Consider the following 22,201-nt stretch of genomic DNA (forward strand, 5'->3'; position numbering starts at 1 on the left):
CTATCCTTTGGTAATGGTAGGTTGTAGTTAAACACATCCTGCACAGGCTAGATGCAATATTGAAACGGGAGAGTGAAATGCAGTTTGTGATCGGTGGAATTTTTGTACTTATCGTCGCGTTTTTGGTCTGGCGAAGTAAAAACAATACCGACCCTGTCGATCAGGCCTGTGCCTCGGAAATAGGCGCGCTGTTCAAGTCAAACCGGGATCCAGCGCCGCAGGCCATAGCCGATATTTTTGTAAAACATAATATTCCCCGTTCGCAATGCCCGAGGGTTGGGCGAATGGTGATTGCGCAACTGAACAAGAACGGGCTGGAGCCAGACGATTCCAGGATCGCCATGATCAAGGTCAGGGAGGCTTATACGAGGGTTCCGTAGTGGCCAAAGGGCTGGCAAAGTGTTGTGGATAGCACCCGACAGGAGGCCAGATGACGTTCGAGCATATCGTTCAGATAAACGACCTGACCAAGCCAGAGCTACCGGTTCTGACCCGATTCCAGGTGTGGGAGGGGCTGGTGCTCAGGGCCCGGCGCCCGGACAAGTTCCTCGTTGGTGTCGATGATTACGAGATTCTGGATCAGGGCCCGGCTTACCTGAAGCGTAGCCTCCAGCTGCCGGGACTGCAGGTGGTCGATGAAGTCACTTTCTGGCACGAGGCAAGGATAGAGTATCGGACCCAGCCAACGGCCACCCTCCCGGCCGCAACACTTGTCATGGATATCGAAGAGCCCGAGCCGGCATCACTGTTTGTCCGTTTCCGGTATGAAACAGCGAGTATTGAGAACCGCGGTGATTCGATGCCCTATGACCAGTATCTTGAACAGGCCTATGTAGCCACAGACATTGAGACGATTCAGATCATTCGGCAGTTGGCTGAGACAGGGGTATTCTGCTAAATCCCACTCGTTTGATGGAGTGGGAACGTATCCTGTCTGTGAGCCCACAGTTGAGGAGTAGCCATGTTTCGCATTCATGTCGAACGAGTTCTCGAGAAGGATATCGAGTCAGTCTTTGAAGCCATCTCTGATCACGCCCGCTACGCTCGGTTTCCGGGGGTTAGCAAGTCTTTACTGATTGAAGAGGGTAGTGACGAGAAAAATGGCACTGGCGCCCTGAGAATTATCGGAGCGGGCCGGCTCGAGCTCACTGAGCGTATTACTCGGTTCGAGAGGCCAAACCGAATGCACTATCAAATTGAAAAATCGAGCCCGTTCGGCGTTCAGCACACGAAGGGAGAGATTGTTTTAAAGCCAGAAGGTGAACAGACTCGGGTAACCTGGGTTTCTGAAGGGCATGTGCAAGTGCCGCTGCTGGGTGGGGTAATGGACCGATTGGCTGAGCGCAGCTTTTCGAGGGCTTTCAATTCTCTGCTCAAGTCTATTGAGCGGCTCTAGGATTTCAGCTCAGCCGGGACGACATGCTGGCCTGCCAGTCAGTCATTCCTCGATCATTTCCCGTTCAAATCGGCCCAGCACAACCATGATAATGAGTGCCAACACGGTCACCATGCTGGCAAGAACCAGCGTGCCCAGACCGCAGGCGACACCGATCGCTCCGCAAATCCAGATGGAAGCGCCGGTGGTAATGCCCTGAACGCTTCCGCGGCTTTGAATAATGCAGCCGGCGCCGAGAAATCCGATACCGCCGATCACACCTTCAACGATCCGCGACGGGTCTATCCGGGCCGAAGGATCACCTTCTGCGGTCGTCATCAGGATATGCAGGCCAATCAGAATGAATGCAGAGGCTCCTACGGAAACCAGCATGTGAGAGCGGAGCCCCGCGGGTTTCCCTCGCAGTTCCCGCTCAAGCCCGAGCACCAGCGCCAAACCGGCGGCCATGAGCAGGCGGACAATGATGTCCAGTGGTGGGATTTCACTCTCGAACATGCGAGGTCCCCAACGGAAAGGTTAAGTGTATTTTGGCGTTCGGGACATGCCCTAGACTTTGGGGCCCTTGCCCCGGAAGACGTTCACTAGTAACGATACAACCAGCAGTACCAGAAAAATGAAGAACAATATCTTCGCAAAGCCGGCGGCCGTTCCTGCAATACCTCCAAAACCAAGAACACCCGCAATGATCGCGATTACCAGACAGACGATAGCCCAATAGAGCATTTGCCATCCTCCTTTTCAGGGTTGTGGTCTAACCGTGGCACGCGGATGGGCAGTGCGCAACTTTCAGGCGTCTTTGTGAAGGGATAGTAACGGGGCATTCATCAGACATCAGAGCTCGACAAACCGTGGCACAACCATGAGCCCCACACCCACTGCCAGCATCTCCCAGGCGCTGCCGGCCAGGTAGGGATACAGGATCATGGCAATGCCGCAGTATCGGGTGACGATGTTTTTCCTGCGCCGGCCATACATGAAATATGCGAAACCGATGCAGCCGAACAGCAGCGACAGGAAGATGTCAGCGGTTTCCATGCGATGAACTCCTCCGGTAAGTTTACTCGTATAGACTAGTGGTAGAGCCTCAAAATAGGGAGCAAGTTAATTATGAGAGTGTCTTTTTCAGTGAAAGCGGTGCTAATCCTGTTATCACTTGTGCTCGCACCGATAATAGCGCAAGCGAAGCCCGTGTGGATCGATGTCCGCACAGAGGCGGAACATCAGCAAAGCCACATAGAAGGGGACCCGCTGATTCCGCATGACCAGATTGTTGCAGAGGTTACCGAGAAGTTCCCGGACAAAGACACAGAGATCAATCTCTATTGCCGCAGTGGCAATAGGGCAGGTAAAGCAAAATCGGCTCTGGAACGTGCCGGCTATACAAATGTTGAAAACAAGGGGAGCCTGGCTGAGGCGCGTGAAGCGCGCAGTCTATAGGGAGCGAACAATTTTTAGCCACTTCTGGTATGATGGAAAGCTTATGTTGTTAATTAAGCCATCCTGACCTGGATACCATTATGAGCAAGAAACCCGAGAAAGTTACGCTGACCTCAGCTGCGATTGAAGAACAGACCGCCGCCTTTTTAAAAGCGGGCGGATCCGTGGAATATGTCGGCAAGGGCAAAAGCGGACAAGTTGCCCCCACGGGCTCAAAGCAGATCAGCCTGAAAAAGTAACGCCTATCTCAGTGACGAGGATTACTCTGATCGGGGGAGGACTCGTCATCTGAGGCGTTGTCATTCGATGTGAGGTAGTAATCTTTCTCATCGAATGTTTTCACATCAGGATCTTCAATGTAGTTTTTGCGTTTGCCCCGATACAGCCAGACGGCGATGATCGCGACAATTACTGCGAGCACAATCCATTTCATTGTTATCTCCTCCACAAGGTCATCGTTCTTATATTGAGCACCTTGCAGAGTGATCCGTCAATGTAACTTGCACATACGCTTCAGAGAGGTTTTGAGGGGCATTTGAGCAAATTGCTGTTCGAGCCTTTACTTGATGTATAGACAGCAAAGGTGTCGTACAGATCATGGTGGAATCATTCGGTGCAGATTTGATTGAGCAACTCCGTCGCAATCTTGGCGATGCCTTCCAGGCTGTGTCCGGCGAGAATCTCGACTGGGGTGCGTTGCTGGTAGAGATACTTGGCCAGCTGCTGGTTTCTGTAATCTACCTTGGCGTATTCCTCGGAGTTTATCTGGTTCTGATAGCTGCCATCAGGCTGGGGCTGGGTGAGCGGCGAACCAAAACCCCTCTTTACACCCAGATGCGCAGCGGCCTGCGCTATCTGGCGGGGTTGGGTGCGCTGGTGGTTATTCTTGCGCAATTCGGGGTTTCTCCTGAGGTTCTCAAGGCGATGGCGAGGGCGGGTTTCATGGTCCTCGGTTTCTATGTGGTCTGGGTCGTTTTTCGGCGGCTGATCAAGGACGGTACTTCACGCTATCGAATGGATCCTTCCATCCGGCAACTGGTCGAGAATCTGTTTGCGGTTATCGCGGCAACCCTTGCGGTGGTAACGGTGCTTGCCCAGTTCGGTTTTGATGTGGTGTCGATTATCGCCGGTCTGGGCATCGTCGGTATTGCCGTTGGTTTTGCAGCGCAATCAACTCTCTCCAATTTCATTGCCGGTATCACCCTGCTCATTGAAAGGCCTTTTCGGATTGGTGATTGGGTCACCATCAACGGGCAAGAGGGCAAAGTGGTCAAGATTGCCTTGCGAACTACCTGGCTGCGAACCCGGGACAATATCTTCACGATGATTCCAAACGACAGTGTTGCCTCCACGGATATCATCAATTACAGCGCAGAGGGTGTGACCCGCCTGAATATTCCGGTGGGAATTGCCTACAAGGAATCTGCGAAGGCGGCGAGGGAAGTGCTGATGCCGGTTTTGCTGGCGCATCCCGAAGTTTTGCAGGGCGCTGGCATGGAGCCCCGTGTTTTGCTCAAAAGCCTTGGTGATTCGTCAGTGAACCTCGAAGTCAAAGTGTGGATAACGCCGGATAACCTGGATGTTCGGCCCAGAATCATGGCCGATATTCTCGAGCAGATGAAAGAAGCCCTGGATGCCGCCGGTATAGAGATTCCCTTCCCGCATCTGCAGCTGTTTATTGACGATGCAAAAGGATTGAAGCCGGTTCTCGAACCCTTCTACAGGCTACGGGGATAAAACGGAAAATCCTTGCAGGCAGCCCTTTGGATGCTTGCATCTTGTGACTCCAGATCCTTTCGCAATCGTCTTGATAGCGGAGGGTCAGGCTCGCTTCCTGGCCTGTAAGGGTCTAGATTGTTGTGTATGGAAACTAATTTCCGCGTTTGGCTGGGACACTCTGGTCTGACGCATCGGGTTGTTGCCAATGCCCTTTGCGTTGTTTCGAATACAAAAGGTTAATTTATGGCGATCACACCGGAATCCAAAATGTCGCAGGAAGTGCTGGCCTGGCGCGATCCCTCCATGGACTCGGTTCTAGGAACGGAAACACCCAAGGATCCAAACAAGGGCTATATTGCCCTTCTTGGCTGGAGTATTAATGCGATCAAGGCGGCTCAGAAGTTCGATCGCCGCTATATCGTGGTTGCCCCGGATTGGGCTGCCGATTTTTGCACGGCCAATAATATTCCTTTTATCGCCTGGGATTTTGTTCGCCTGAACGATCGCTCTATGGAAATCGCTGAAAAACTGAAAGCCGAAGGCGTGGATGTTGCTGTCCCTTTGTTCGAGGAGACAGTTGAATGGTCCGGAGCGATCAATTCCGTGCTGCTCGACAATCCCCGCATGTATGGCCAGTCGATTCTGTTCCGGGACAAGGCGCTGATGAAACGTCGGGCCCAACTTGGTGGTATTCGCGTCGGGATTTTCGAAGAAGCCCACGAAAAGGATGACATCATTCGCTTCATGAAGCGGGTTAACCAGACGCTGCTCAAACTGGATGGTGACCCGGACGATCCGATTCACGTGAAGGCGTTCGATAAAGCCGGCTGCCTGGGTCACCGCATGATCCGCACGCTGGAAGAAATCGATACGATTCCGGACGAGGAATACCCCCTGCTCATGGAAAGTCACCTGAGTGGCTGGGAATTCGCTGTTGAGGCCTGGATCCATGATGGCAAAATCAAGTTTCTGAATATTTCAGAGTACGTCACCTTGGGTTACTCGGTGTTTGTTCCTGCCACGAAGGAACTTGAAAGCTGGCGCGAAGCTATCACCAAGCAGATCGAGTTGCTGGTCAAAACATTTGATATCCAGTTCGGCCTGATTCATCCGGAGTACTTCGTGACCAGCGACGGTACCATGTACTTTGGCGAAGTTGCGTATCGTCCACCCGGGTTCAAGGCCTTCGAATTGATTGAACGCGCGTATGGATTCAATGCCTACCAGGCTTCCATGCTGGTGTTTGATCCCAAGAGCACCAAGGAAGAGGTCGATGCCTTCTTCCCCCGCGAGGTGGTCGATGCCAAAGGTTATGCCGGCTGCTTCGGTGTTTATCCGAGACGCCGCGTGGTGAGCAAGCTGGAAATGCCCAAAGAGTGCATTGAGCATCCTTACTTCGAGTCTCACGAGCTGGTGGCCCCTGCCGAGGAAACAGTTCCGGACCGATCCGCTTTCGGTACTCACTGGGGTCTTGTGTTCTTCTTCGGGGATGACCCGATCAAGATGCGGGATCTGCTGAAATCGCAGGAAGATCTGGACTTCTACGTCTAGGAACGACAGGAGCCGGCTGATACCCGGCTCCTTATATTCCGACACAGCTTCTACGGGGCGTTACCAATTCTCTGAGAAAGGCCGCGCATCCAGCTCGAAAGTCCAGGCTGAGGGTGGCTGGTTGTGTAGCTGCCAATAGATTTCCGCGAGATCGTCGGGCTCGATAATGCCGTCCTCGCCCTTGCTCGCATAGAGGTCCGGCAAAAATTCTGCCGTGGCTTCATTGCGGATGAGGCCATCCACCACCACGTGCGCGACGTGTATTCCTTGAGGGCCCAATTCCCTTGCCATGCTTTGCGCCAGGGCGCGCAGCGCATGCTTGCCGCCAGCAAAGGCCGCAAAGCCGCGTCCACCGCGGAGGCTGGCGGAGGCCCCGGTAAAGAGGAGTGTTCCTTCATTGCGTTGCAGCATTTTCTTTGCCACCTCGCGCCCGACCAGAAACCCGGCCAGCGCGCACATCTCCCAGACTTTCCGGTAGACCCGGGTGCTGGTTTCGCAGATATCGTATCGGACGTTTCCGCCCACGTTGAAGACGGCCACCCGTATTGGGCCATGCTCTGACTCAACGCGTTCAACCAGCTCAATGACCTGGTCTTCGTCCCTTGCATCGGAGTGGATGGCTGTCGCGCTCGAGCCGAGAGCCTGAATTTCCGAGCTGAGAAGATCAAGATCCCCGCGCCGGCGGGTGACCACAAGGTGGAAGCCTTCCTTTGCAAAGCGCCGGGCGATGGCAGAACCTAGGTGGTCGCCGGCCCCGATGATTAGAGCAACTGGTTTGTCTTTTGTTGTCATTTTGGCACCTGTAGTGAGGCCTTTATCCGTCGGTTCGAATCGTATCGGCGATCTTTTCAGCAATCATGATCGTCGGGGCGTTGGTGTTACCACCAATCAAAGTCGGCATGATCGAAGCATCGACCACTCGCAAACCCTCAAGCCCGTGAACCTTGAGGCTCGGGTCAACCACGGCCAGATCATCTATGCCCATCTTGCAGGTGCCTACCGGGTGATAGATCGTATCAGCGCGGTCGCGAATGTGGCGTTCCCATTCCTCATCGCTCATGCCGTCGTGAACGCCGAACATTTCGGATTGGCGGTACGGCGAGAGTGCAGGGCCTTCCAAAATCTCCCGGGTGATTTTGGCGCCTTTGATGGTCAGATTCAGGTCGTCCGGATCGGACAGATAGTTGGGATCGATGCCAGGATTGGCCATCGGATCGGCGCTGAGTAGAAAAACACGCCCCCGGGATTTTGGCCGCAGGTTGCAGACGTGGCAACTGAAGCCGTGGCCCCAATGCAGTTTGCGGGCGTGATCTTCAACGATGGAGACGACGAAGTGCAGTTGCAGGTCCGGCTTGTCCTGCTCCGGGTCAGACTTCAGGAATGCCGCCCCCTCTGCAAAGGGTGAGGCAATCATACCCGTCCCATCCGTTCGCCATTGGAGGGAATGGCGAAGCATGTTTTTCATGCCCGTTAAACTGAAGCCAAAGTTATCGGTATCGGCGGACTTGTAGGCCAGAATGAAATCCAGATGATCCTGCAGATTTCGGCCGACGCCCGGCAGCTCGTGAACCATGGGAATACCGTGCGGGAGAATGTCTTCAGGGTTTCCCACTCCGGATAGCTGTAGTAACTGCGGGGAGCCGAAGGCACCAGCGGATAGGATGACTTCGCGGTTTGCTGAGGCCGTGAGCGATCGGCCCTTGAGTCGATACTCAACGCCTGAAGCACGTTTTCCGTTAAAAAGAATTCGGGTCGCACGGGCACCGGTCACAACCTTGAGGTTGTTGCGCTGTTCCATGATCGGATACAAATATGCCGCAGCGGTGGAGCAGCGTTCACCATTGCGTTTGGTGTCATGAAACTGGGTAACTTCATAGAGGCCAACGCCCTCGTTGTCGCCCGTATTGAAATCGTCGCTTGCGGGATAGCCGTGCTCTTTAGCCGCCTCGATAAAGGCTTCGGAAATGGGCCTTGGTGATCGCTGTTTGCAAACATGCAATGGGCCATCGGCCCCATGGTATTCGCTGGCTCCACCTTCATGGCATTCCGCTTTGAGGAAGTAGGGCAAAACATCATCCCATCCCCATCCGTCGCAACCCAGCTCGGCCCACCCATCATAATCCGTGCTATGTCCACGCACATAAAGCATCGCGTTGATCAGGCTGGAACCTCCCAGCCCACGGCCTCTGGGCTGGAATCCCCGACGCCCAGCCAGCTCCCGCTGCTGTTCTGTATTGAGCGCCCAGTTATTGATCTTGCCATGGCCGGGCATGATCGCGACCACACCAGCTGGCGCGCGGGTCAGCAAGTGATCGCCCTTGCCACCTGCCTCCAGCAGACAGACGCTGACATCGGGGTCTTCACTCAATCGCGCCGCCATCACGGCGCCAGCCGATCCGCCACCTACAATGATGTAATCAAAAATCATACGGTCCCCGGTTCCTGTTTTTGTTTTGGGTGTACGCTTTCCTGAGCCAGAAAAGGCAGCAGCCAGCGAGATGCAGGATCAAGGTTAGACCATCGCTTGGCTAAGCGCCTCTCCGGGGATGGACAGACGTCTGAAAGCATAGGATGCTATGCTGATCCGACAACAAACAACAAAAGAGGATGTGTGATGGCTTTCGCCGAGGTAAATGGCCAAAGGCTTTACTACGAAGACACTGGCGGGACTGGACCGGTTGTGGTGTTCTCGCACGGTCTGCTGATGGACCACGAAATGTTTGCTCCGCAGGTGTCGGCGTTTCGCGATCGTTTCCGTTGCATCACCTGGGATGAGCGGGGGCATGGTCTCACCGCCGTTGCCCAGCCAGAACCCTTCAGTTACTACGATTCGGCAGATGACCTGGCTGCACTGCTCACGCATCTGGGCGTAGAAAAAGCCGTTCTGGTAGGGATGTCTCAGGGTGGCTTCCTGTCACTACGGTGTGCTCTGACTCATCCTGATCGGGTGGCCGGCCTGGTGATGCTGGATAGCCAGGCAGGTACCGAGCAGGAAGAGAAACTGCCCCTCTACCAGCAACTGATCAGTTCTTTTATGGAGCAGGGGCTGACCCCGGAAGTGGGTACCACCATTGCCAACATCATTCTGGGAAGTGATTACCCCGACAGTGACCATTGGAAGGAAAAGTGGAAAACGATGTCGGCGGCAAACATCGGCAACAATTTCCAGACGCTGGCAAGCCGCGATGACCTGACAGAGCGTCTTTCAGAGGTTTCACAGCCCACGCTTATTATCCATGGTGATGCTGACATTGCGATTCCGATGGAGCGGGCACAGGTGATGGCGGACAAAATCCCGAATGCCGAACTAGTCGTGATTCCCGGTGCCGGGCATGCTGCAAATCTGTCACACCCGGATCCGGTAAATCAGGCATTGGATAATTTCTTGAAGCGACTATTCCCCGGAAGCCAATAGGCCAGGCAGCTTAACTTTCGGGGTCTCCGACCTGCCTTCCCGGGCTTCAGGCGAAGTCGTAATCACCGCCTTTCTCGAGCGCCCTCTGATAGGCCGGTCGGGCATGAACGCGTTTGACCCATCCGCTGATGTGAGGGCGGTTCCTGCCGACAATGCCCCTGGCTACGGAAGCCTCAAGCGGGAAGCTCATCTGGATGTCCGCCGCGCTCAGTTTGTCCCCCAGGAACCAGGTGTTCTTCGCCAAATGGCTTTCCACGAAATCCAGGTGGGTCTTGATCATCGGGCCGATAAACATCTCGTTGGTTTTGTCCGAAATGCCTTTGGCGACAGGTTTAACAAAGAACGGCATCGGGCTGGTTTTTACCTTTTCGAAGACAAGGCGCAACACCAGAGGCGGCATCAATGAGCCTTCGGCGTAGTGCAACCAATAGGTGTAATCGAGCCAGGCTTGCCCTCCGCTCTCCGGGAGCATGGTGTCTTTGCCGTAGGTGTGCGCCAGGTATTCAATGATGGCACCGGATTCGGCCACCACCAGATCGCCGTCTGTGATCACCGGGGATTTTCCAAGCGGGTGCACCTTTTTCAGGCTTTCGGGGGCCAGCATGGTCTTGGGATCTCGCTGGTAATGCTTGATCTCGTAGGGAACACCCAGTTCTTCCAGCATCCAGAGAACGCGCTGTGAGCGGGAATTGTTGAGGTGGTGAACTGTAATCATGCGCAAGCTCCGTTCGCATTGAAAAATGGTCGGGTGTGAAGAGTAGTCTGCAAAGAGCGTTTTGGTTCACCGCTGGAGGTGATTAAGTGGCTAATTACGATTGCGCACCGCAAAGCCGTGGCGCCTGAGCTCCTTCAGAATCTCGGGCACTTTGAAGGGCATCAACGTTCGCGTTGTTTTCAGAAGGCTGATGGCAACATGCATCCGTTTGTACCAGAGTACCTGGCGGATCTTCTTCTTCATCGGGTGATAGCCTTCCCGATAAAGCTCGTCAACGCGGTCGGCGTTATTCGTAAGGCTGTAGTCGCTCAGGTCCAGAGGTACCGATATGTCGGCATGCTTCAGCTGCTTGCGGGTGTTGAAATCGATGCCAATGTTGATGGCGTTGGAAATGACATCGAAGGTGTTGTCCGGCTTCGGATAACGGCTGACATGGCTGAGATCAACGGCCACCGTAATACCTGCACCCATTTTGGCCAATGGCGAAATGGGGACGTTTTCCACCAGCCCCCCGTCCACCAGAATCCGCCCATCGATTTCAACAGGTACAAACAGGCCGGGAACCGCCATTGAGGCGCACACGACATCCGCCAGATTGCCTTCCCGGAAGATCAGCTGTTCGCCGGTTTCGATGTCCGTGGCACAGATGGCCAGCGGAATCTCGGCGTCCTCGATCCGGACATCGCCCAGATCGCGGTGAATCATCTCCCGAATGGCGTTGGTGCTGAACAGCCCGCCGCGCTCAAAGGTAAAGTTGATGATTTTGGAGAGGTTCAGTGTTGAGCAAATGCTGAGGATGGATTCCGCCGGGCGGCCGAAAGCGTAATAGCTCGCGATAAGCGCGCCGGCGCTCGTACCCGAAATGCAATGAATCTTGATTTGCTCTTCTTCAAACGCTTTCAGCACACCAATGTGCGCAATGCCTTTGGCAGCGCCGCCTCCCAGAGCCAGACCGATGCGGGTGTTAAAGGGGTTGAGTTTCATCAGCGGGAACCTTCAGGCGTTGCGAGGATTCGTTAGGCACAATTCTAACAGAGTTGGAAATTTTAATTCTTAGAGTTCAAAATATTGGGGTGGCACTTAGAGAGGTAAACTTTCCAACCGACTGCCGGGTTATGCAGTCATAGGAGTCCTCACATTGGGTGACGTGATTTCAGACGATTATCAGACCGACTACGTAGCCGGTCAGGATAATATCGAGAAGTTCGGCTTCGATATCCACAACATCGTATTTCCGTTAACCGCAATCCTGATTGTTGCCTTCGTTGTCGGAACACTTATTTTCCCTGCAGGTGCAAAGGAGTTGCTCGATAGCGCCAAGAATGGTGCGATCGCTGTGTTCGACTGGGGCTTTCTACTCAGCGCAAACCTGTTTGTTGTTTTCTGTCTGGCCCTTATTTTCATGCCGGTGGGCAAGATTCGGATTGGCGGGCTTGATGCCAAGCCGGAATTCTCTCTGCTGTCCTGGTTTGCCATGTTGTTCGCAGCCGGTATGGGTACAGGGCTTATGTTCTGGTCGGTTGCCGAGCCGGTGGCCTATTACACCGACTGGTATGGAACGCCCCTGGGTGTTGAGCCAAACACTGCTGAGGGTGCCCGCCTTGCGATGGGCGCAACCATGTACCACTGGGGTCTGCATCCCTGGGCAATCTACGCGATTGTCGGGCTCTCGCTGTCGTTTTTTGCCTTTAATAAAGGCCTGCCGCTAACCATTCGCTCCGCCTTCTTCCCAATTCTGGGAGACAAGGTCTGGGGGTGGCCCGGCAATGTCATCGATACCGTGTCGGTACTGGCGACCATCTTTGGTCTTGCAACCTCGCTGGGGTTTGGCGCCCAGCAAGCGGCATCCGGTATTTCCTACCTGTTTGATATTGAGGGAGGCCTGAATATTCAGGTGGGCGTGATCGCCGGCGTTACGGCTGTTGCTACCCTCTCCGTTATTCGGGGGATCCATGGTGGTGTCCGGATTCTCAGTAACGCGAACATGATCATGGCCGGGCTGCTGCTTCTGTTTGTAATATTTGCCGGCCCCACACTTGCCGTGTTCCAGTGGCTCTGGGATACGTCGGTCTCCTACGCGTCCAATATGTTCTCGCTCAGTAATCCCTTTGGCCGCGAGGAAGACACCACCTGGTTCCATGGTTGGACGGTCTTCTACTGGGCCTGGTGGATTTCCTGGTCACCGTTCGTAGGTATGTTTATCGCGCGGGTATCCCATGGCCGAACGGTGCGTGAGTTCGTCACGGCGGTTCTGATCATCCCGACCATCATTACTCTATTCTGGATGAGCGCATTCGGAGGTGGCGCGCTTAACCAGGTTCAGAACGATATTGGCGTGTTGGGTTCCGATGGTCTTACCGAAGTGTCGTTGGCCATGTTCCAGATGCTGGAAAATATCTCACTGTCTGGAATCACCTCGTTTATCGGGATCACTCTGGTGTTGACGTTCTTCGTCACATCCTCAGATTCCGGTTCCCTGGTGATTGATAGCATCACGTCTGGCGGCAAGACCGATGCCCCGAAAGCCCAGCGCATCTTCTGGGCGGTCACTGAAGGGACCATTGCCGGGGTGCTTCTGTTCGTTGGCGGTGAACAAGCCCTTAACGCTCTGCAAGCTGGCGCCCTGAGTGTCGGGCTGCCGTTTACGCTGGTGCTGTTGGTGATGACCTACAGCTTGTTCAAAGGCCTTCATCACGAACGCCGCTTGCTGATTGCCGAAGGCAAGATGGTTTAACCCCAGGCTGATATCAGGTAACGCTGGAAGGGCCCCTCATTGAGGGGCCTTTTTTGAGCGAGAGTATCCGGTCAGGACGGGTAGAATTGCCGGATGGCCGTCAGCAGCGTGTCGACATCCTCACGGCTGACATCCTGGTGGGTCACAAAGCGGATCGGGTCGCCGGCCGTAATCAGGATGCCCTGTTGGGCCAGGTAGTCTTTCAGCTGTGACGCCTGGCCCGCCTTGCACCTTGCGTAAACGATGTTGGTCTGGGTACTGGCCGGGTTGACCTCAAGTTCCGGAATCTTTGCCAGGCCGTTGCTCAGGTATTCGGCGTTTTCATGGTCCTCGAACAGTCGAAGAGGCCCCCTTTCGAGCGCGATACGTCCCGCGGCGGCCAGAATGCCGGCCTGGCGCATGCCGCCTCCCACCATTTTGCGCAGCCGGGTGGCCCGCTTGATGAATGATTCCGATCCCAGCAGCAGCGATCCAACCGGTGCGCCCAGGCCTTTGGAAAGACACACGCTGACGGAATCATAGTGCCGGGTTATTTCGGTGACATCGCAGTTTGATTTCACGGCGGCATTGAAAATACGGGCGCCGTCCAGGTGCAGAAGAAGCCCGTGTTCGTCGCAGAACGCACGGGCCTGCGCCTGGTACTCAAGGGGCAGTACTTTGCCTCCGATGGTGTTCTCAAGGGAGAGCAGACGGGTGACGGCAAAATGAAAATCGTCCGCCTTGATCGCGGCCCGGGCTTTTTCCAGATCAATGCTCCCGTCCGGCTCGTTCTCGATCGGTTGGGGCTGGACACTGCCCAGCACCGCCGCGCCTCCGCCCTCGTACTTGTAATTGTGAGCGGACTGGCCACAGAGATACTCATCGCCACGGCCACAATGGCTCATGATGGCAAGCAGGTTGGCCTGAGTGCCTGTAGCAGTAAAAAGGGCCGCTTCGAAGCCGAGCCGCAGGGCGGCGTAGGCCTGCAGGCTGTTGACCGTAGGGTCGTCGCCATAGACATCGTCTCCTACCTCGGCGCTGGCCATGGCTTCGCGCATCTCGGGGGTAGGGCGGGTCACAGTATCGCTGCGGAAATCAATCATTGTTCCTGGCGCCTTTTCTTTCCTCGGGTGTCTGCATTCTACAGTGCAGCATGAATCATGGAATTCCCACCCTTTGCATTATTCCCGATTCGTCCCCATAAACCAGAACAAAGCCAAACAACAGGAGATCAGCAATGACGGCACCAACCCTTAAGGAACAACTGAACAGCGCGGTAAAAGAAGCAATGCGGAACAAGGACAAAACCCGCCTGGTTACTTTGCGCATGGCTCAGTCTGCCGTGAAGCAGATCGAGATTGATGAACGCCGCGAGCTCAACGACGAGGATGTTCTCAAGGTGCTGGACAAAATGCTCAAACAGCGCCGCGACGCTGCCAGTCAGTACGACGAAGCCGGCCGCGAGGAACTGGGCGATAAAGAGCGAGCGGAAATGGTGATCATTGAAGAGTTCATGCCGGCGGCCCTCAGCGAGGATGATCTTGACGGGTTGATTCGGATGGCCATCAGTTCAATGGATGCCCAGGGCATGCAGGACATGGGCAAAGTGATGAATGAACTGAAACCCCAGGTACTTGGCCGGGTTGAGATGGGGCATTTGAGCAAGAAAGTGCGGGCCGCGCTGGCGGGTTGATCCAGTTAACCATTTCTATCGCATAAAACGGGGCAACGCGGCGTTTAGAAAATCGTCGCGCGGAAATGCCTCGGAAGGTATTTCTGTTCAAATTCGAAGCGAAAAAGGAAAGCGTTATGTCTATCGAACAAGTGCTCTATCGTGCCCATGCAGAAGCAACCGGTGGTCGTGACGGCCGTGCCATTTCGTCAGACGGCATTCTTGATGTAGAGCTGGCAACCCCGAAAGAAATGGGCGGTGCCGGCGGCAAGGGGACCAACCCGGAGCAACTTTTTGCTGCAGGCTATTCCGCATGCTTTATCGGCGCCATGAAATTTGTGGCCGGTCGCGACAAGCTCAAGATGCCGGAAGATGCTTCCATTGAAGGCGTGGTTGGCATCGGCCAGATCCCCAATGGGTTTGGCATTGAAGTGGAATTGCGCATCAGCCTCCCGGGTATGGACGACGCCGAGGCCAAGCAGCTGATCGATGAAGCGCACAAGGTTTGCCCATATTCCAATGCGACCCGTGGCAACATCGACGTAACACTCAACCGGGTAGGCTGATACCCGGTTTGCATCCAGGTTCGGAACCTGGATCTACCAATCGAGCCTGAGGCTTGCCAGCAGGGCATGCTTCAGGCTCAGCCGCTCATTTGCCGTGATCAAATCCCGGAAGATCCCGGAGATTACAGCAGACGCCTTGCTGCCAAGCCATAAAGACAGTATGCGGCTACCTTCCTGATTTGGTACCAACGCCCTGTTTTCCCCATGCGTTGCCCTCGCCAAACCTGTGAATTACGCGATCTATGCCCTACTATTTTAGCGTCAGTTTTTTCAGCCGCCGTGATTTTCAGGAGCCTATGTCCGATAAAGAGCTACGCACCCGATCCGACAAACAGGCGATCGACCAGTTTATCAATGAGGTTCGCACGTTGCCCAAGCAGGGTGGCGGGCAGGGGCGGCTGATTTTCGCGCTGGACGCGACTGCAAGCCGGGAAGCTACCTGGGACCAGGCCTGCCATCTGCAGAGCGAACTGTTTATAGCAACCCGGGATCTGGGTGGCCAGGCCATTCAGCTCTGCTACTACCGTGGCTTCGGTGAGTTCAAGGCCACGGGGTTTGTGACCGAAACCGGGCAGTTGCTGAATCTGATGAACGGCGTTTCCTGCCTCGGTGGGCGCACCCAGATCAGCCGGGTATTGGCCCACGCGGTGAAAGAGACCCGTGCAAAGCCCGTCAAAGCTGTGGTGTTTATCGGTGACTGTTGCGAGGAGCCGGTGGACGAGCTCTGTCATACCGCCGGGAAACTGGGAATGCTGCGCACACCGGTGTTCATGTTTCATGAGGGCAATGATGCCCATGCGAGGGCGGTATTCCAGCAGGTGAGCAAGCTTTCAGGGGGCGCATACGCACCCTTTGACCGTAACAGTCCTCAGGTGCTCAAGGATCTTATGGCGGCGGTTGCGGTCTATGCTTCCGGGGGAGCCAAGGCCCTGCAGGATTTTTCCAGCCGCAGTTCCCCGGAAGTGAAGCGCCTGACCAGCCAGATCCGATAGTGTTTGTGAGAATCCATTGATGGGCCGGTGTGCCCGGGGTATTTGAGTGCCTTTAACGCTTGTTGCCATCGTTGTCGCGGTTGTGGCTTGGGTGTGGTTGCGCAATCAGCCTGCCAGTCAGCGCAATGCCGCCATTCTCAAGCTGGCTCTGCTGGCCGGTATCGGCATCGTCGTCTTGCTGGCTGTAACCGGGCGACTGCATTTTGTCTTCGCCGGTTTGGCCTTTCTCTATCCTCTGTTGCGTCGCCTGCTGCCATCTCTATTGCGTGGTGGGCTCGGTCGCGTGGCCGGCGGTGCCGGGGCCAAGTCGGGCAACCAGTCCCATGTTTCCAGCGATATTCTGGAAATGACTCTGGACCACGACTCGGGAATCATGAGCGGCAAGATCATCAAGGGCCCGATGGAAGGGAGAGAACTGGCGGAGCTAAGCGAAAGCGAGTTCCTCGAGCTATTGCGCTATTGCCGCGGCCAGGACGAGGATTCTGCCCGGCTCCTTGAAACTTACCTGGATCGCCGGTTCGGAGACTCCTGGCGAGCAGACGATGAGGCGGCCTCTGAAAGCGATCGGTCGGGCGGCAGTGGCAATACGGGCGGCCCGCTTAGCGAGAGCGAAGCGCTGGACATTCTGGGGCTCGAGCCCGGAGCCAGTCGGGAAGAGATCATCAAAGCCCATCGGAGGATGATGCAAAAACTTCACCCGGACCATGGTGGCAGCAATTACCTGGCGGCGCGCATCAATGAGGCCAAGGAGTGTCTCTTGGGCTGAGGTGCAGCCTGATTTGCAGGCATTTGCTCAGAGTGATTGGTCGCATCAATCAGAAATACATCGACAATTATCAGAATGTGCTACGTTTCAGGTATCTGGGACGGTAAGTACAGATCCTTACGGAAAACCAAGCGAGCCTGGACGATCGTGTGCGTATGAAGTTAATGCGCTCAGTCCCATGGAGCGGAGCGATGTATCTGTCACACTTTGCAGTCTTCATTAGCCTGCAACTCTTCTTTTCCAGCCTTGCGGCGGCTTCGGTGCCTGTCGCCGTTGGTGAGGGATTGAAGGGCGTGATCGGGTACTCCGATGGCAAGCTCTATGGGTCTCTGGCGCCGCTCTACGAATGCGTCTTTGATCGCGCCGACATCCAGCCCGAGTATATTCAGGTACCCCTGAAAAGAGGGCTCGGGTATTTGCACGCGGGAAAAGTCTCGATGGTTCTGCCCCTTGCCCAGAGTGAACGTAGGGACAGAATCGGCGAGTTCGCCGGTGAATTGTTTTCGGCGGACTATGTTTTTGTCTCGAATCGCCAACTTCCGCCGATATCTGAAACCTCGGGCCTTAAATATGGGCTGCCTCGGAGCTTTGTTGGTGAACAGTTCATTACCGACGAAAACCCGAGAATCGAAGAAGTCACAGAGTGGTCCCAACTGGTTGCCATGCTTCACTATGACCGCCTGGATGCGGTCGTTTTGCCTGCGCTTCTGGTGGAAGATCTCTTTGGTCCTGATGTGGTCAAGGTATTCCAGCAAGCAGCGGGGACCCTCCCGGTTTCGCTTTATCTGTCTCGTGCGAATCTGGAGAGTGAAGATGTGGGCAAGATCAAGCGCGCAGTCAGAAGTTGTCGCACCGGTGACCTGGTTTCCGAGATGCGTTAGGGAGCTTTCGCCGGCCCGCTATTCCAGAGTTGCCCGCTCAGTCCACGGATGCTTCACTGCGTGACCTTCTCAGGTGATGGCGTTTTCTGCTTCGCGGAACCCGATTTCCCGCGTTGCGGTTGCCGCCGCTTCCGGACTGCCGGGCTTGGCGGTGCCGGCTCGTTGCGCAAGTAAGCCCCGGGCGCCGGTTCAATCACAGGCAGATTGCCCTCTCCCGGAATGCGAGCCTTAACCTTGCCGCCACCGTACTGCTCGGCCCAAGCTACCCAATCTGGCCACCAGGAGCCCTCAAACTGCTCGGCACCTTTCAGCCATTCCCCTGGACTGGCTGGATTGTCTTCGTTCAGACGATAACCGTACTTCTTCTTTTCGGGTGGATTGATGATGCCGGCGATGTGCCCTGAACCGCCGAGGACAAAGCGCAACGGGCCGCCCAGGTTACGTGCGCCTTTGTAGCAGGAGATCCAGGGTGCGATGTGGTCCTCAATGGCGGATGCAAAGTAGCTTGGGACCTTCACCTTTTTCAAATCGATCGGTGTACCCGCCAGTGTAATACCCCCGGGTTCACGCAGTCGGTTGTTCAGGTACATATTGCGGAGGTAAAAGCTGTGCATGGCCGCTGGCATGCGGGTGGCGTCCGAGTTCCAGTACAACAGATCAAAGGGCGCAGTGTCGCGGCCGAGAAGATAGTTATTGACGAAAAAAGACCATATCAGGCTGTTGGCCCGCAGCATGTTGAAGGCCGTTGCCATGGAAGCGCCTTCAAGATAGCCCTGTTTGTTCATGGCTTTCTCGATTTTGGCAATCGAGTCCTCATCAATGAAGACTTCGAGATCGCCGACTTCCGAGAAATCCATCATGCTGTTGAGAAACGTCGCGCTTTTTACGCGATCATCCCCGCGAGCCGCCAGCCAGGCAAGTGTGCAACTAAGCAGGGTGCCACCGATGCAGTATCCAACCGTGTTGATTTCTCGCTCACCGGTTGCCTGTTCAATGGCATCCATCGCGGCAACCGGACCTTCGAGCATATAGTCTTCAAAGGTCTTGTATGCCAACTCTGGTCCGGGATTAACCCAGGAAACCACAAATACGGTGTGGCCCTGTTCCACCCAATAACGGATGAACGATTTTTTCTCGCCAAGGTCGAGGATGTAATACTTGTTGATCCAGGGCGGTATCACCAGCAAAGGCCGGCGATGGACGCTCTCGGTGGTCGGCCGGTATTGGATGAGTTGCATCAGGTCGTTCTGGAACACCACGTCGCCGGGTGTGTTGGCCAGATTGTCGCCCACTTCAAACGCATCCGGATCGGACATGCGAAAAGGCATCGGGCCCTTGCCCTCGTCCAGATCACGCAGCAGGTTGGCGAGGCCTCGCAGGAGGTTCTTGCCTCGTGTCTTGACGGTTGTGCGCAACACTTCCGGATTGCTCAGGATGAAGTTGCTGGGGGCGAGGGCGTCTGTTATCTGGCTGGTGAAAAAACGGACTTTCCGTTTATCGTGCTCGTCCAGATCCCGGACATCGTCGATGGTGTCCATCACCCAGCGAGTTGACAGTAAATACGCCTGCTTGAGGGCGTTGAAGGCTATGACGTCGTTCCAGGCCTGGTCACGGAAGCGACCGTCGCCAGGCTCTGGTTCTGCCACGGTCAACGGTTTCTTGCCAATACCGCTGGCCAGAATGCCAGACCAGAACAGACTGGTGTCCTTGAGCAGCCGCATCTGTGCAAACAGAAGCGTGTCTGGCTGGGTTGCAAGCTTGCCGGTCAGCGTCACGAAGGGCCTGGTCATGCTGCCTACGCTGGCCGGATTGGGCGGGCCACCCCTTAAACGGCGCATGACAGAGCGCTTTAGCAGGCGGCCACCATGGACACCCACTCGTGCCAGAGAGCGGCTTACCACATTGGGTTCGAAGTCAGGCGTTGATTGCTTTTTTATTGGTTTATCAGCCATTTTTTCGTCTTCTGCCTTTCAACTGTTACATGTAAACGCCGCCGTTTACGTTGATTTGCTGGCCGGTGATGTAATCCCCTTCTGCGGCCAGGAAGACCACGGCGCGGGCAATTTCCTCCGGCTTGCCAAAACGACCCATCGGAACCCTGGCAATGATCTGTTCACGGATATTCTCCGGAACCTGGGCCAGCATTTCGGTTTCAGTGAAGCCTGGGGCAATGGCATTGACCGTGATGTTGTACTTTGCCATTTCCAGCGCCAGGGTCTTGGTAAACGCAATAATGCCCCCCTTGCTGGCCGCATAGTTGGCTTGCCCGAAGTTGCCCGCCTGCCCGACGAAAGATGTGATGTTGATAATGCGACCGTATTTCTGATCCATCATGATCTTCAATACTTCGGAGCAAGTGGCGTAGACGCTTCCCAGATTGGTGTCGAGAACGTCATTCCAGTCGTCGTCGGTAAGCTTCTTCATGGACTTGTCTTTGGTGATGCCGGCGTTGTTCACCAGGATATCGATGCGGCCCCACTGCTCCTGGACCTGGCGCACCAGGCTGCGTGCTTCCGGCATTTTTGACAGGTCTGCTTTGAAGGAGAGTGCTCGTACGCCGGTTGCCTCAATTTCCCTGGCGACTTCTTCGCCTTCAGACTGGCGGGAGCGGTAGTTGATGGCGACGTCGGCGCCGCGTTGGGCAAGTTGCAGTGCGATGTGACGACCGATGCCGCGAGAGGCACCGGTTACGAGGGCGACCTTCCCTTTGAGATCCTGCATGACATCCTCCCTGGAGCTGTAGCTCGCTTTGAGTGTTATTTTTTATTATTCATAACCTCATTCAAGCTAGCAGAGCTCCTGAAAAGCGACAAGAAAACTTGATGCATGTCACACTTCTCGGATGAATGTCTTGAGCCGTGGTGCAATGGATTCGCGCCATTGGCTGCCGTTGAAGACGCCGTAGTGGCCAACCCCCTTTTGCAGATGGTGCAGACGCCTGGCATCCGGGATGTTCACGCACAGGTCGTGGGCGGCCCGGGTCTGTCCTGGACTGGAAATGTCGTCTTTCTCGCCTTCGATTGTCATCAATGCCGTGTTTTCAATGGCGGCCGGGTTCACTTTTCGGCCGCGATGCATGAAACAACCCCGGGCAAGGTGAAACTCCTGGAAGACACGTTGGATAGTGTCCAGGTAATACGTGGCCGGCAGATCCATAACGGCGAGGTATTCATCGTAAAACTCACGATGACGCCTGATCTTCTCGACTTCCTTATTCCGCATGGACTTGAACAGGCCCCGGTAGGCGTCAACGTGGCGGTCGAAGTTCATGTTCACGAATCCGGTCAGTTGCAGAAAGCCGGGATAGACTTTCCGCATGGCTCCCGGATAAGGCGCGGGCACAGGGTGAACCAGATTGCGCCGGAACCAGGCCAGATTGTGTTTCGTGGCCAGCTCACATGGTGCGGTGGGGTCGACGCGTCCATCTATGGGGCCGCTCATCAGGGCGAGCGAGCGTGGTGTCGCGGGGTTATTATCCTCGGCCATGATGGCGGTAGCCGCGAGCACCGGCACTACCGGTTGGCAAACCGCCAATACATGGGTGTCCGGCCCAAGCTCTTCAATGAAATCGATCACGTAGTCGATATAGTCGTCCAGCCCAAAGTCGCCAGCGGAGAGAGGAACCCTGCAGGCATCACGCCAGTCCGTGATGTAGACGTCGTGGTCTGGCAGCATTTCCTTCACAGTGCCACGCAGCAGTGAGGCAAAGTGCCCGGACAAGGGCGCAACGATCAGGAGTTTCGGGTCATCGGGGCGAGATACGCTGCGCTGGAAATGCTTGAGCTGGGCAAAGGGTTTGCGTTTGACGATGACTTCACTGATGTCGACCTCCTCCCCATCGCACACCGTTGTGTGCAGATTGAAGGCCGGTTTCGGGTAGCGTCGAGTCAGGTCGCCGAACACGCCGTAGGCGGAAGCAATACTGCGAGCGCCAGGCAAGCGGGACAAAGGGCTGAGAGGATGCCTGAGCAATTTGCTCTGTGCGTCTGTCATCATGCGCAAGGGCATCAGCGCGGCACGGCTCATTTCATGGGCAAAATACATCATGATACTGTCCTGCTTGAGTTATGGAGTCCGGAAGTCAACGCAAAACTCAACAGCCATCGATTTCCGCGCTCGATCTTTGATACCCGATGCTGATAGAGATCCGGGCGAAACAGATACAATCTTCCAAAAAGGTTGAAAATGTTCTTGTCGCAGATGAATTCGCCACCGGCTTTGGGTTTGGCCAGAACCCAATTGAGTTTATAGAGCCGGCCCTCGGAAACCATGTCCACGTGCGGCCCTACCTTGTGGCCTTCTGGATATCGGACGAGGTATATATTCAGGCGTCTGGAATGAAAGAGAATCCGGGTTTTTACTTTTGCAGGCATGGTAG

At 55.3% G+C, this 22,201-nt stretch carries 27 protein-coding genes; 14 read left to right on the forward strand and 13 right to left on the reverse strand.

Annotated features, from left to right (window positions below; all coding sequences use genetic code 11):
• Window positions 1-77: 77 nt before the first annotated feature.
• The 3 genes from J3362_RS01330 (at window position 78) to J3362_RS01340 (ending at window position 1,396) form a co-directional block, all read left to right on the forward strand.
• Window positions 78-380: a hypothetical protein gene (locus J3362_RS01330; protein WP_349517768.1), complete on the forward strand. Its 303-nt coding sequence runs from the start codon at window positions 78-80 to the stop codon at window positions 378-380.
• Window positions 381-430: 50 nt separating this feature from the next.
• The gene (locus J3362_RS01335) at window positions 431-898 is read left to right on the forward strand and encodes an AtaL-like protein (protein WP_041645499.1); all 468 of its coding nucleotides are present in this window, start codon (window positions 431-433) and stop codon (window positions 896-898) included.
• Between the two features lie 63 nt (window positions 899-961).
• Window positions 962-1,396: an SRPBCC family protein gene (locus tag J3362_RS01340; RefSeq protein ID WP_349517769.1), complete on the forward strand. Its 435-nt coding sequence runs from the start codon at window positions 962-964 to the stop codon at window positions 1,394-1,396.
• Window positions 1,397-1,438: 42 nt separating this feature from the next.
• On the opposite strand, the gene J3362_RS01345 is transcribed toward J3362_RS01340, so the two are convergent.
• From J3362_RS01345 to J3362_RS01355, 3 genes are all read right to left on the reverse strand, one after another.
• Window positions 1,439-1,891, reverse strand: coding sequence for an MgtC/SapB family protein (locus J3362_RS01345; RefSeq protein ID WP_014578074.1), 453 nt, complete (start codon window positions 1,889-1,891; stop codon window positions 1,439-1,441).
• A gap of 51 nt (window positions 1,892-1,942) precedes the next feature.
• Window positions 1,943-2,119: a DUF1328 domain-containing protein gene (locus J3362_RS01350; RefSeq protein WP_349517770.1), complete on the reverse strand. Its 177-nt coding sequence runs from the start codon at window positions 2,117-2,119 to the stop codon at window positions 1,943-1,945.
• A gap of 108 nt (window positions 2,120-2,227) precedes the next feature.
• Window positions 2,228-2,431, reverse strand: a complete 204-nt coding sequence (locus tag J3362_RS01355; RefSeq protein ID WP_349517771.1) for a hypothetical protein — start codon at window positions 2,429-2,431, stop codon at window positions 2,228-2,230.
• Between the two features lie 72 nt (window positions 2,432-2,503).
• Between J3362_RS01355 and J3362_RS01360 the strand changes: the two genes are divergently transcribed.
• Complete coding sequence (locus J3362_RS01360; protein WP_349517772.1) at window positions 2,504-2,833, forward strand: rhodanese-like domain-containing protein; 330 nt, start codon at window positions 2,504-2,506, stop codon at window positions 2,831-2,833.
• An 80-nt stretch (window positions 2,834-2,913) separates the two neighbouring features.
• Window positions 2,914-3,072 (forward strand): PFL_1563 family small protein, encoded by a 159-nt coding sequence (locus tag J3362_RS01365; RefSeq protein WP_349517773.1) that lies wholly within the window; start codon window positions 2,914-2,916, stop codon window positions 3,070-3,072.
• Between the two features lie 8 nt (window positions 3,073-3,080).
• Here the strand turns inward: J3362_RS01365 and J3362_RS01370 are convergent, their stop codons facing one another.
• Complete coding sequence (locus J3362_RS01370) at window positions 3,081-3,266, reverse strand: hypothetical protein (protein WP_014578070.1); 186 nt, start codon at window positions 3,264-3,266, stop codon at window positions 3,081-3,083.
• 164 nt (window positions 3,267-3,430) lie between these two features.
• Between J3362_RS01370 and J3362_RS01375 the strand changes: the two genes are divergently transcribed.
• On the forward strand, window positions 3,431-4,570 hold the full coding sequence (locus J3362_RS01375; RefSeq protein WP_349517774.1) for a mechanosensitive ion channel family protein: 1,140 nt from the start codon (window positions 3,431-3,433) through the stop codon (window positions 4,568-4,570).
• A gap of 225 nt (window positions 4,571-4,795) precedes the next feature.
• Window positions 4,796-6,103: an ATP-grasp domain-containing protein gene (locus J3362_RS01380; RefSeq protein WP_349517775.1), complete on the forward strand. Its 1,308-nt coding sequence runs from the start codon at window positions 4,796-4,798 to the stop codon at window positions 6,101-6,103.
• A gap of 60 nt (window positions 6,104-6,163) precedes the next feature.
• Here J3362_RS01380 and J3362_RS01385 read toward each other — a convergent pair whose 3' ends face one another.
• Complete coding sequence (locus tag J3362_RS01385) at window positions 6,164-6,895, reverse strand: SDR family oxidoreductase (RefSeq protein ID WP_349517776.1); 732 nt, start codon at window positions 6,893-6,895, stop codon at window positions 6,164-6,166.
• 22 nt (window positions 6,896-6,917) lie between these two features.
• Window positions 6,918-8,531 (reverse strand): GMC family oxidoreductase, encoded by a 1,614-nt coding sequence (locus tag J3362_RS01390; protein ID WP_349517777.1) that lies wholly within the window; start codon window positions 8,529-8,531, stop codon window positions 6,918-6,920.
• Between the two features lie 186 nt (window positions 8,532-8,717).
• Between J3362_RS01390 and J3362_RS01395 the strand changes: the two genes are divergently transcribed.
• Window positions 8,718-9,518: an alpha/beta fold hydrolase gene (locus tag J3362_RS01395; RefSeq protein WP_349517778.1), complete on the forward strand. Its 801-nt coding sequence runs from the start codon at window positions 8,718-8,720 to the stop codon at window positions 9,516-9,518.
• Between the two features lie 46 nt (window positions 9,519-9,564).
• On the opposite strand, the gene J3362_RS01400 is transcribed toward J3362_RS01395, so the two are convergent.
• Window positions 9,565-10,233: a glutathione S-transferase family protein gene (locus J3362_RS01400; protein WP_008172445.1), complete on the reverse strand. Its 669-nt coding sequence runs from the start codon at window positions 10,231-10,233 to the stop codon at window positions 9,565-9,567.
• 90 nt (window positions 10,234-10,323) lie between these two features.
• Complete coding sequence (locus J3362_RS01405) at window positions 10,324-11,217, reverse strand: patatin-like phospholipase family protein (RefSeq protein ID WP_008172443.1); 894 nt, start codon at window positions 11,215-11,217, stop codon at window positions 10,324-10,326.
• A gap of 154 nt (window positions 11,218-11,371) precedes the next feature.
• On the opposite strand from J3362_RS01405, the gene J3362_RS01410 reads away from it, so the two are divergent.
• Window positions 11,372-12,967, forward strand: coding sequence for a BCCT family transporter (locus J3362_RS01410; protein ID WP_349517779.1), 1,596 nt, complete (start codon window positions 11,372-11,374; stop codon window positions 12,965-12,967).
• A gap of 71 nt (window positions 12,968-13,038) precedes the next feature.
• On the opposite strand, the gene ltaE is transcribed toward J3362_RS01410, so the two are convergent.
• Entirely contained in the window at window positions 13,039-14,049 is a 1,011-nt protein-coding gene (ltaE, locus tag J3362_RS01415) for a low-specificity L-threonine aldolase (protein WP_349517780.1), read from the reverse strand.
• Window positions 14,050-14,183: 134 nt separating this feature from the next.
• Between ltaE and J3362_RS01420 the strand changes: the two genes are divergently transcribed.
• The 5 genes from J3362_RS01420 to J3362_RS01440 all read left to right on the forward strand — a co-directional run bounded on the left by J3362_RS01420 (window position 14,184) and on the right by J3362_RS01440 (window position 17,823).
• A complete protein-coding gene (locus J3362_RS01420) occupies window positions 14,184-14,639 on the forward strand; it encodes a GatB/YqeY domain-containing protein (protein WP_349517781.1) in 456 nt (151 codons plus the stop codon).
• Window positions 14,640-14,755: 116 nt separating this feature from the next.
• Complete coding sequence (locus J3362_RS01425) at window positions 14,756-15,184, forward strand: organic hydroperoxide resistance protein (RefSeq protein WP_008172436.1); 429 nt, start codon at window positions 14,756-14,758, stop codon at window positions 15,182-15,184.
• Between the two features lie 296 nt (window positions 15,185-15,480).
• The gene (locus tag J3362_RS01430; RefSeq protein WP_349517782.1) at window positions 15,481-16,176 is read left to right on the forward strand and encodes a VWA domain-containing protein; all 696 of its coding nucleotides are present in this window, start codon (window positions 15,481-15,483) and stop codon (window positions 16,174-16,176) included.
• Window positions 16,177-16,222: 46 nt separating this feature from the next.
• Window positions 16,223-16,942 carry a DnaJ domain-containing protein gene (locus tag J3362_RS01435; protein WP_349517784.1) on the forward strand — a complete coding sequence of 240 codons (720 nt, stop codon included), beginning with the start codon at window positions 16,223-16,225 and terminating at the stop codon, window positions 16,940-16,942.
• A gap of 191 nt (window positions 16,943-17,133) precedes the next feature.
• The gene (locus tag J3362_RS01440) at window positions 17,134-17,823 is read left to right on the forward strand and encodes a transporter substrate-binding domain-containing protein (protein WP_349517785.1); all 690 of its coding nucleotides are present in this window, start codon (window positions 17,134-17,136) and stop codon (window positions 17,821-17,823) included.
• A 53-nt stretch (window positions 17,824-17,876) separates the two neighbouring features.
• Here J3362_RS01440 and J3362_RS01445 read toward each other — a convergent pair whose 3' ends face one another.
• The 4 genes from J3362_RS01445 to J3362_RS01460 all read right to left on the reverse strand — a co-directional run bounded on the left by J3362_RS01445 (window position 17,877) and on the right by J3362_RS01460 (window position 22,196).
• Window positions 17,877-19,775 (reverse strand): PHA/PHB synthase family protein, encoded by a 1,899-nt coding sequence (locus J3362_RS01445; protein WP_349517786.1) that lies wholly within the window; start codon window positions 19,773-19,775, stop codon window positions 17,877-17,879.
• Window positions 19,776-19,800: 25 nt separating this feature from the next.
• Entirely contained in the window at window positions 19,801-20,544 is a 744-nt protein-coding gene (gene fabG / locus J3362_RS01450) for a 3-oxoacyl-[acyl-carrier-protein] reductase (RefSeq protein WP_349517787.1), read from the reverse strand.
• A 108-nt stretch (window positions 20,545-20,652) separates the two neighbouring features.
• Window positions 20,653-21,870: a polyhydroxyalkanoate depolymerase gene (locus J3362_RS01455; RefSeq protein WP_349517788.1), complete on the reverse strand. Its 1,218-nt coding sequence runs from the start codon at window positions 21,868-21,870 to the stop codon at window positions 20,653-20,655.
• On the reverse strand, window positions 21,867-22,196 hold the full coding sequence (locus J3362_RS01460) for a 2OG-Fe(II) oxygenase (RefSeq protein ID WP_008172419.1): 330 nt from the start codon (window positions 22,194-22,196) through the stop codon (window positions 21,867-21,869). The genes J3362_RS01455 and J3362_RS01460 overlap by 4 nt, the downstream gene beginning before the upstream one ends.
• Between the last annotated feature and the right edge of the window lie 5 nt (window positions 22,197-22,201).

This window comes from Marinobacter sp. NFXS11 (assembly GCF_040148675.1).
Taxonomy (GTDB): Bacteria; Pseudomonadota; Gammaproteobacteria; order Pseudomonadales; family Oleiphilaceae; genus Marinobacter.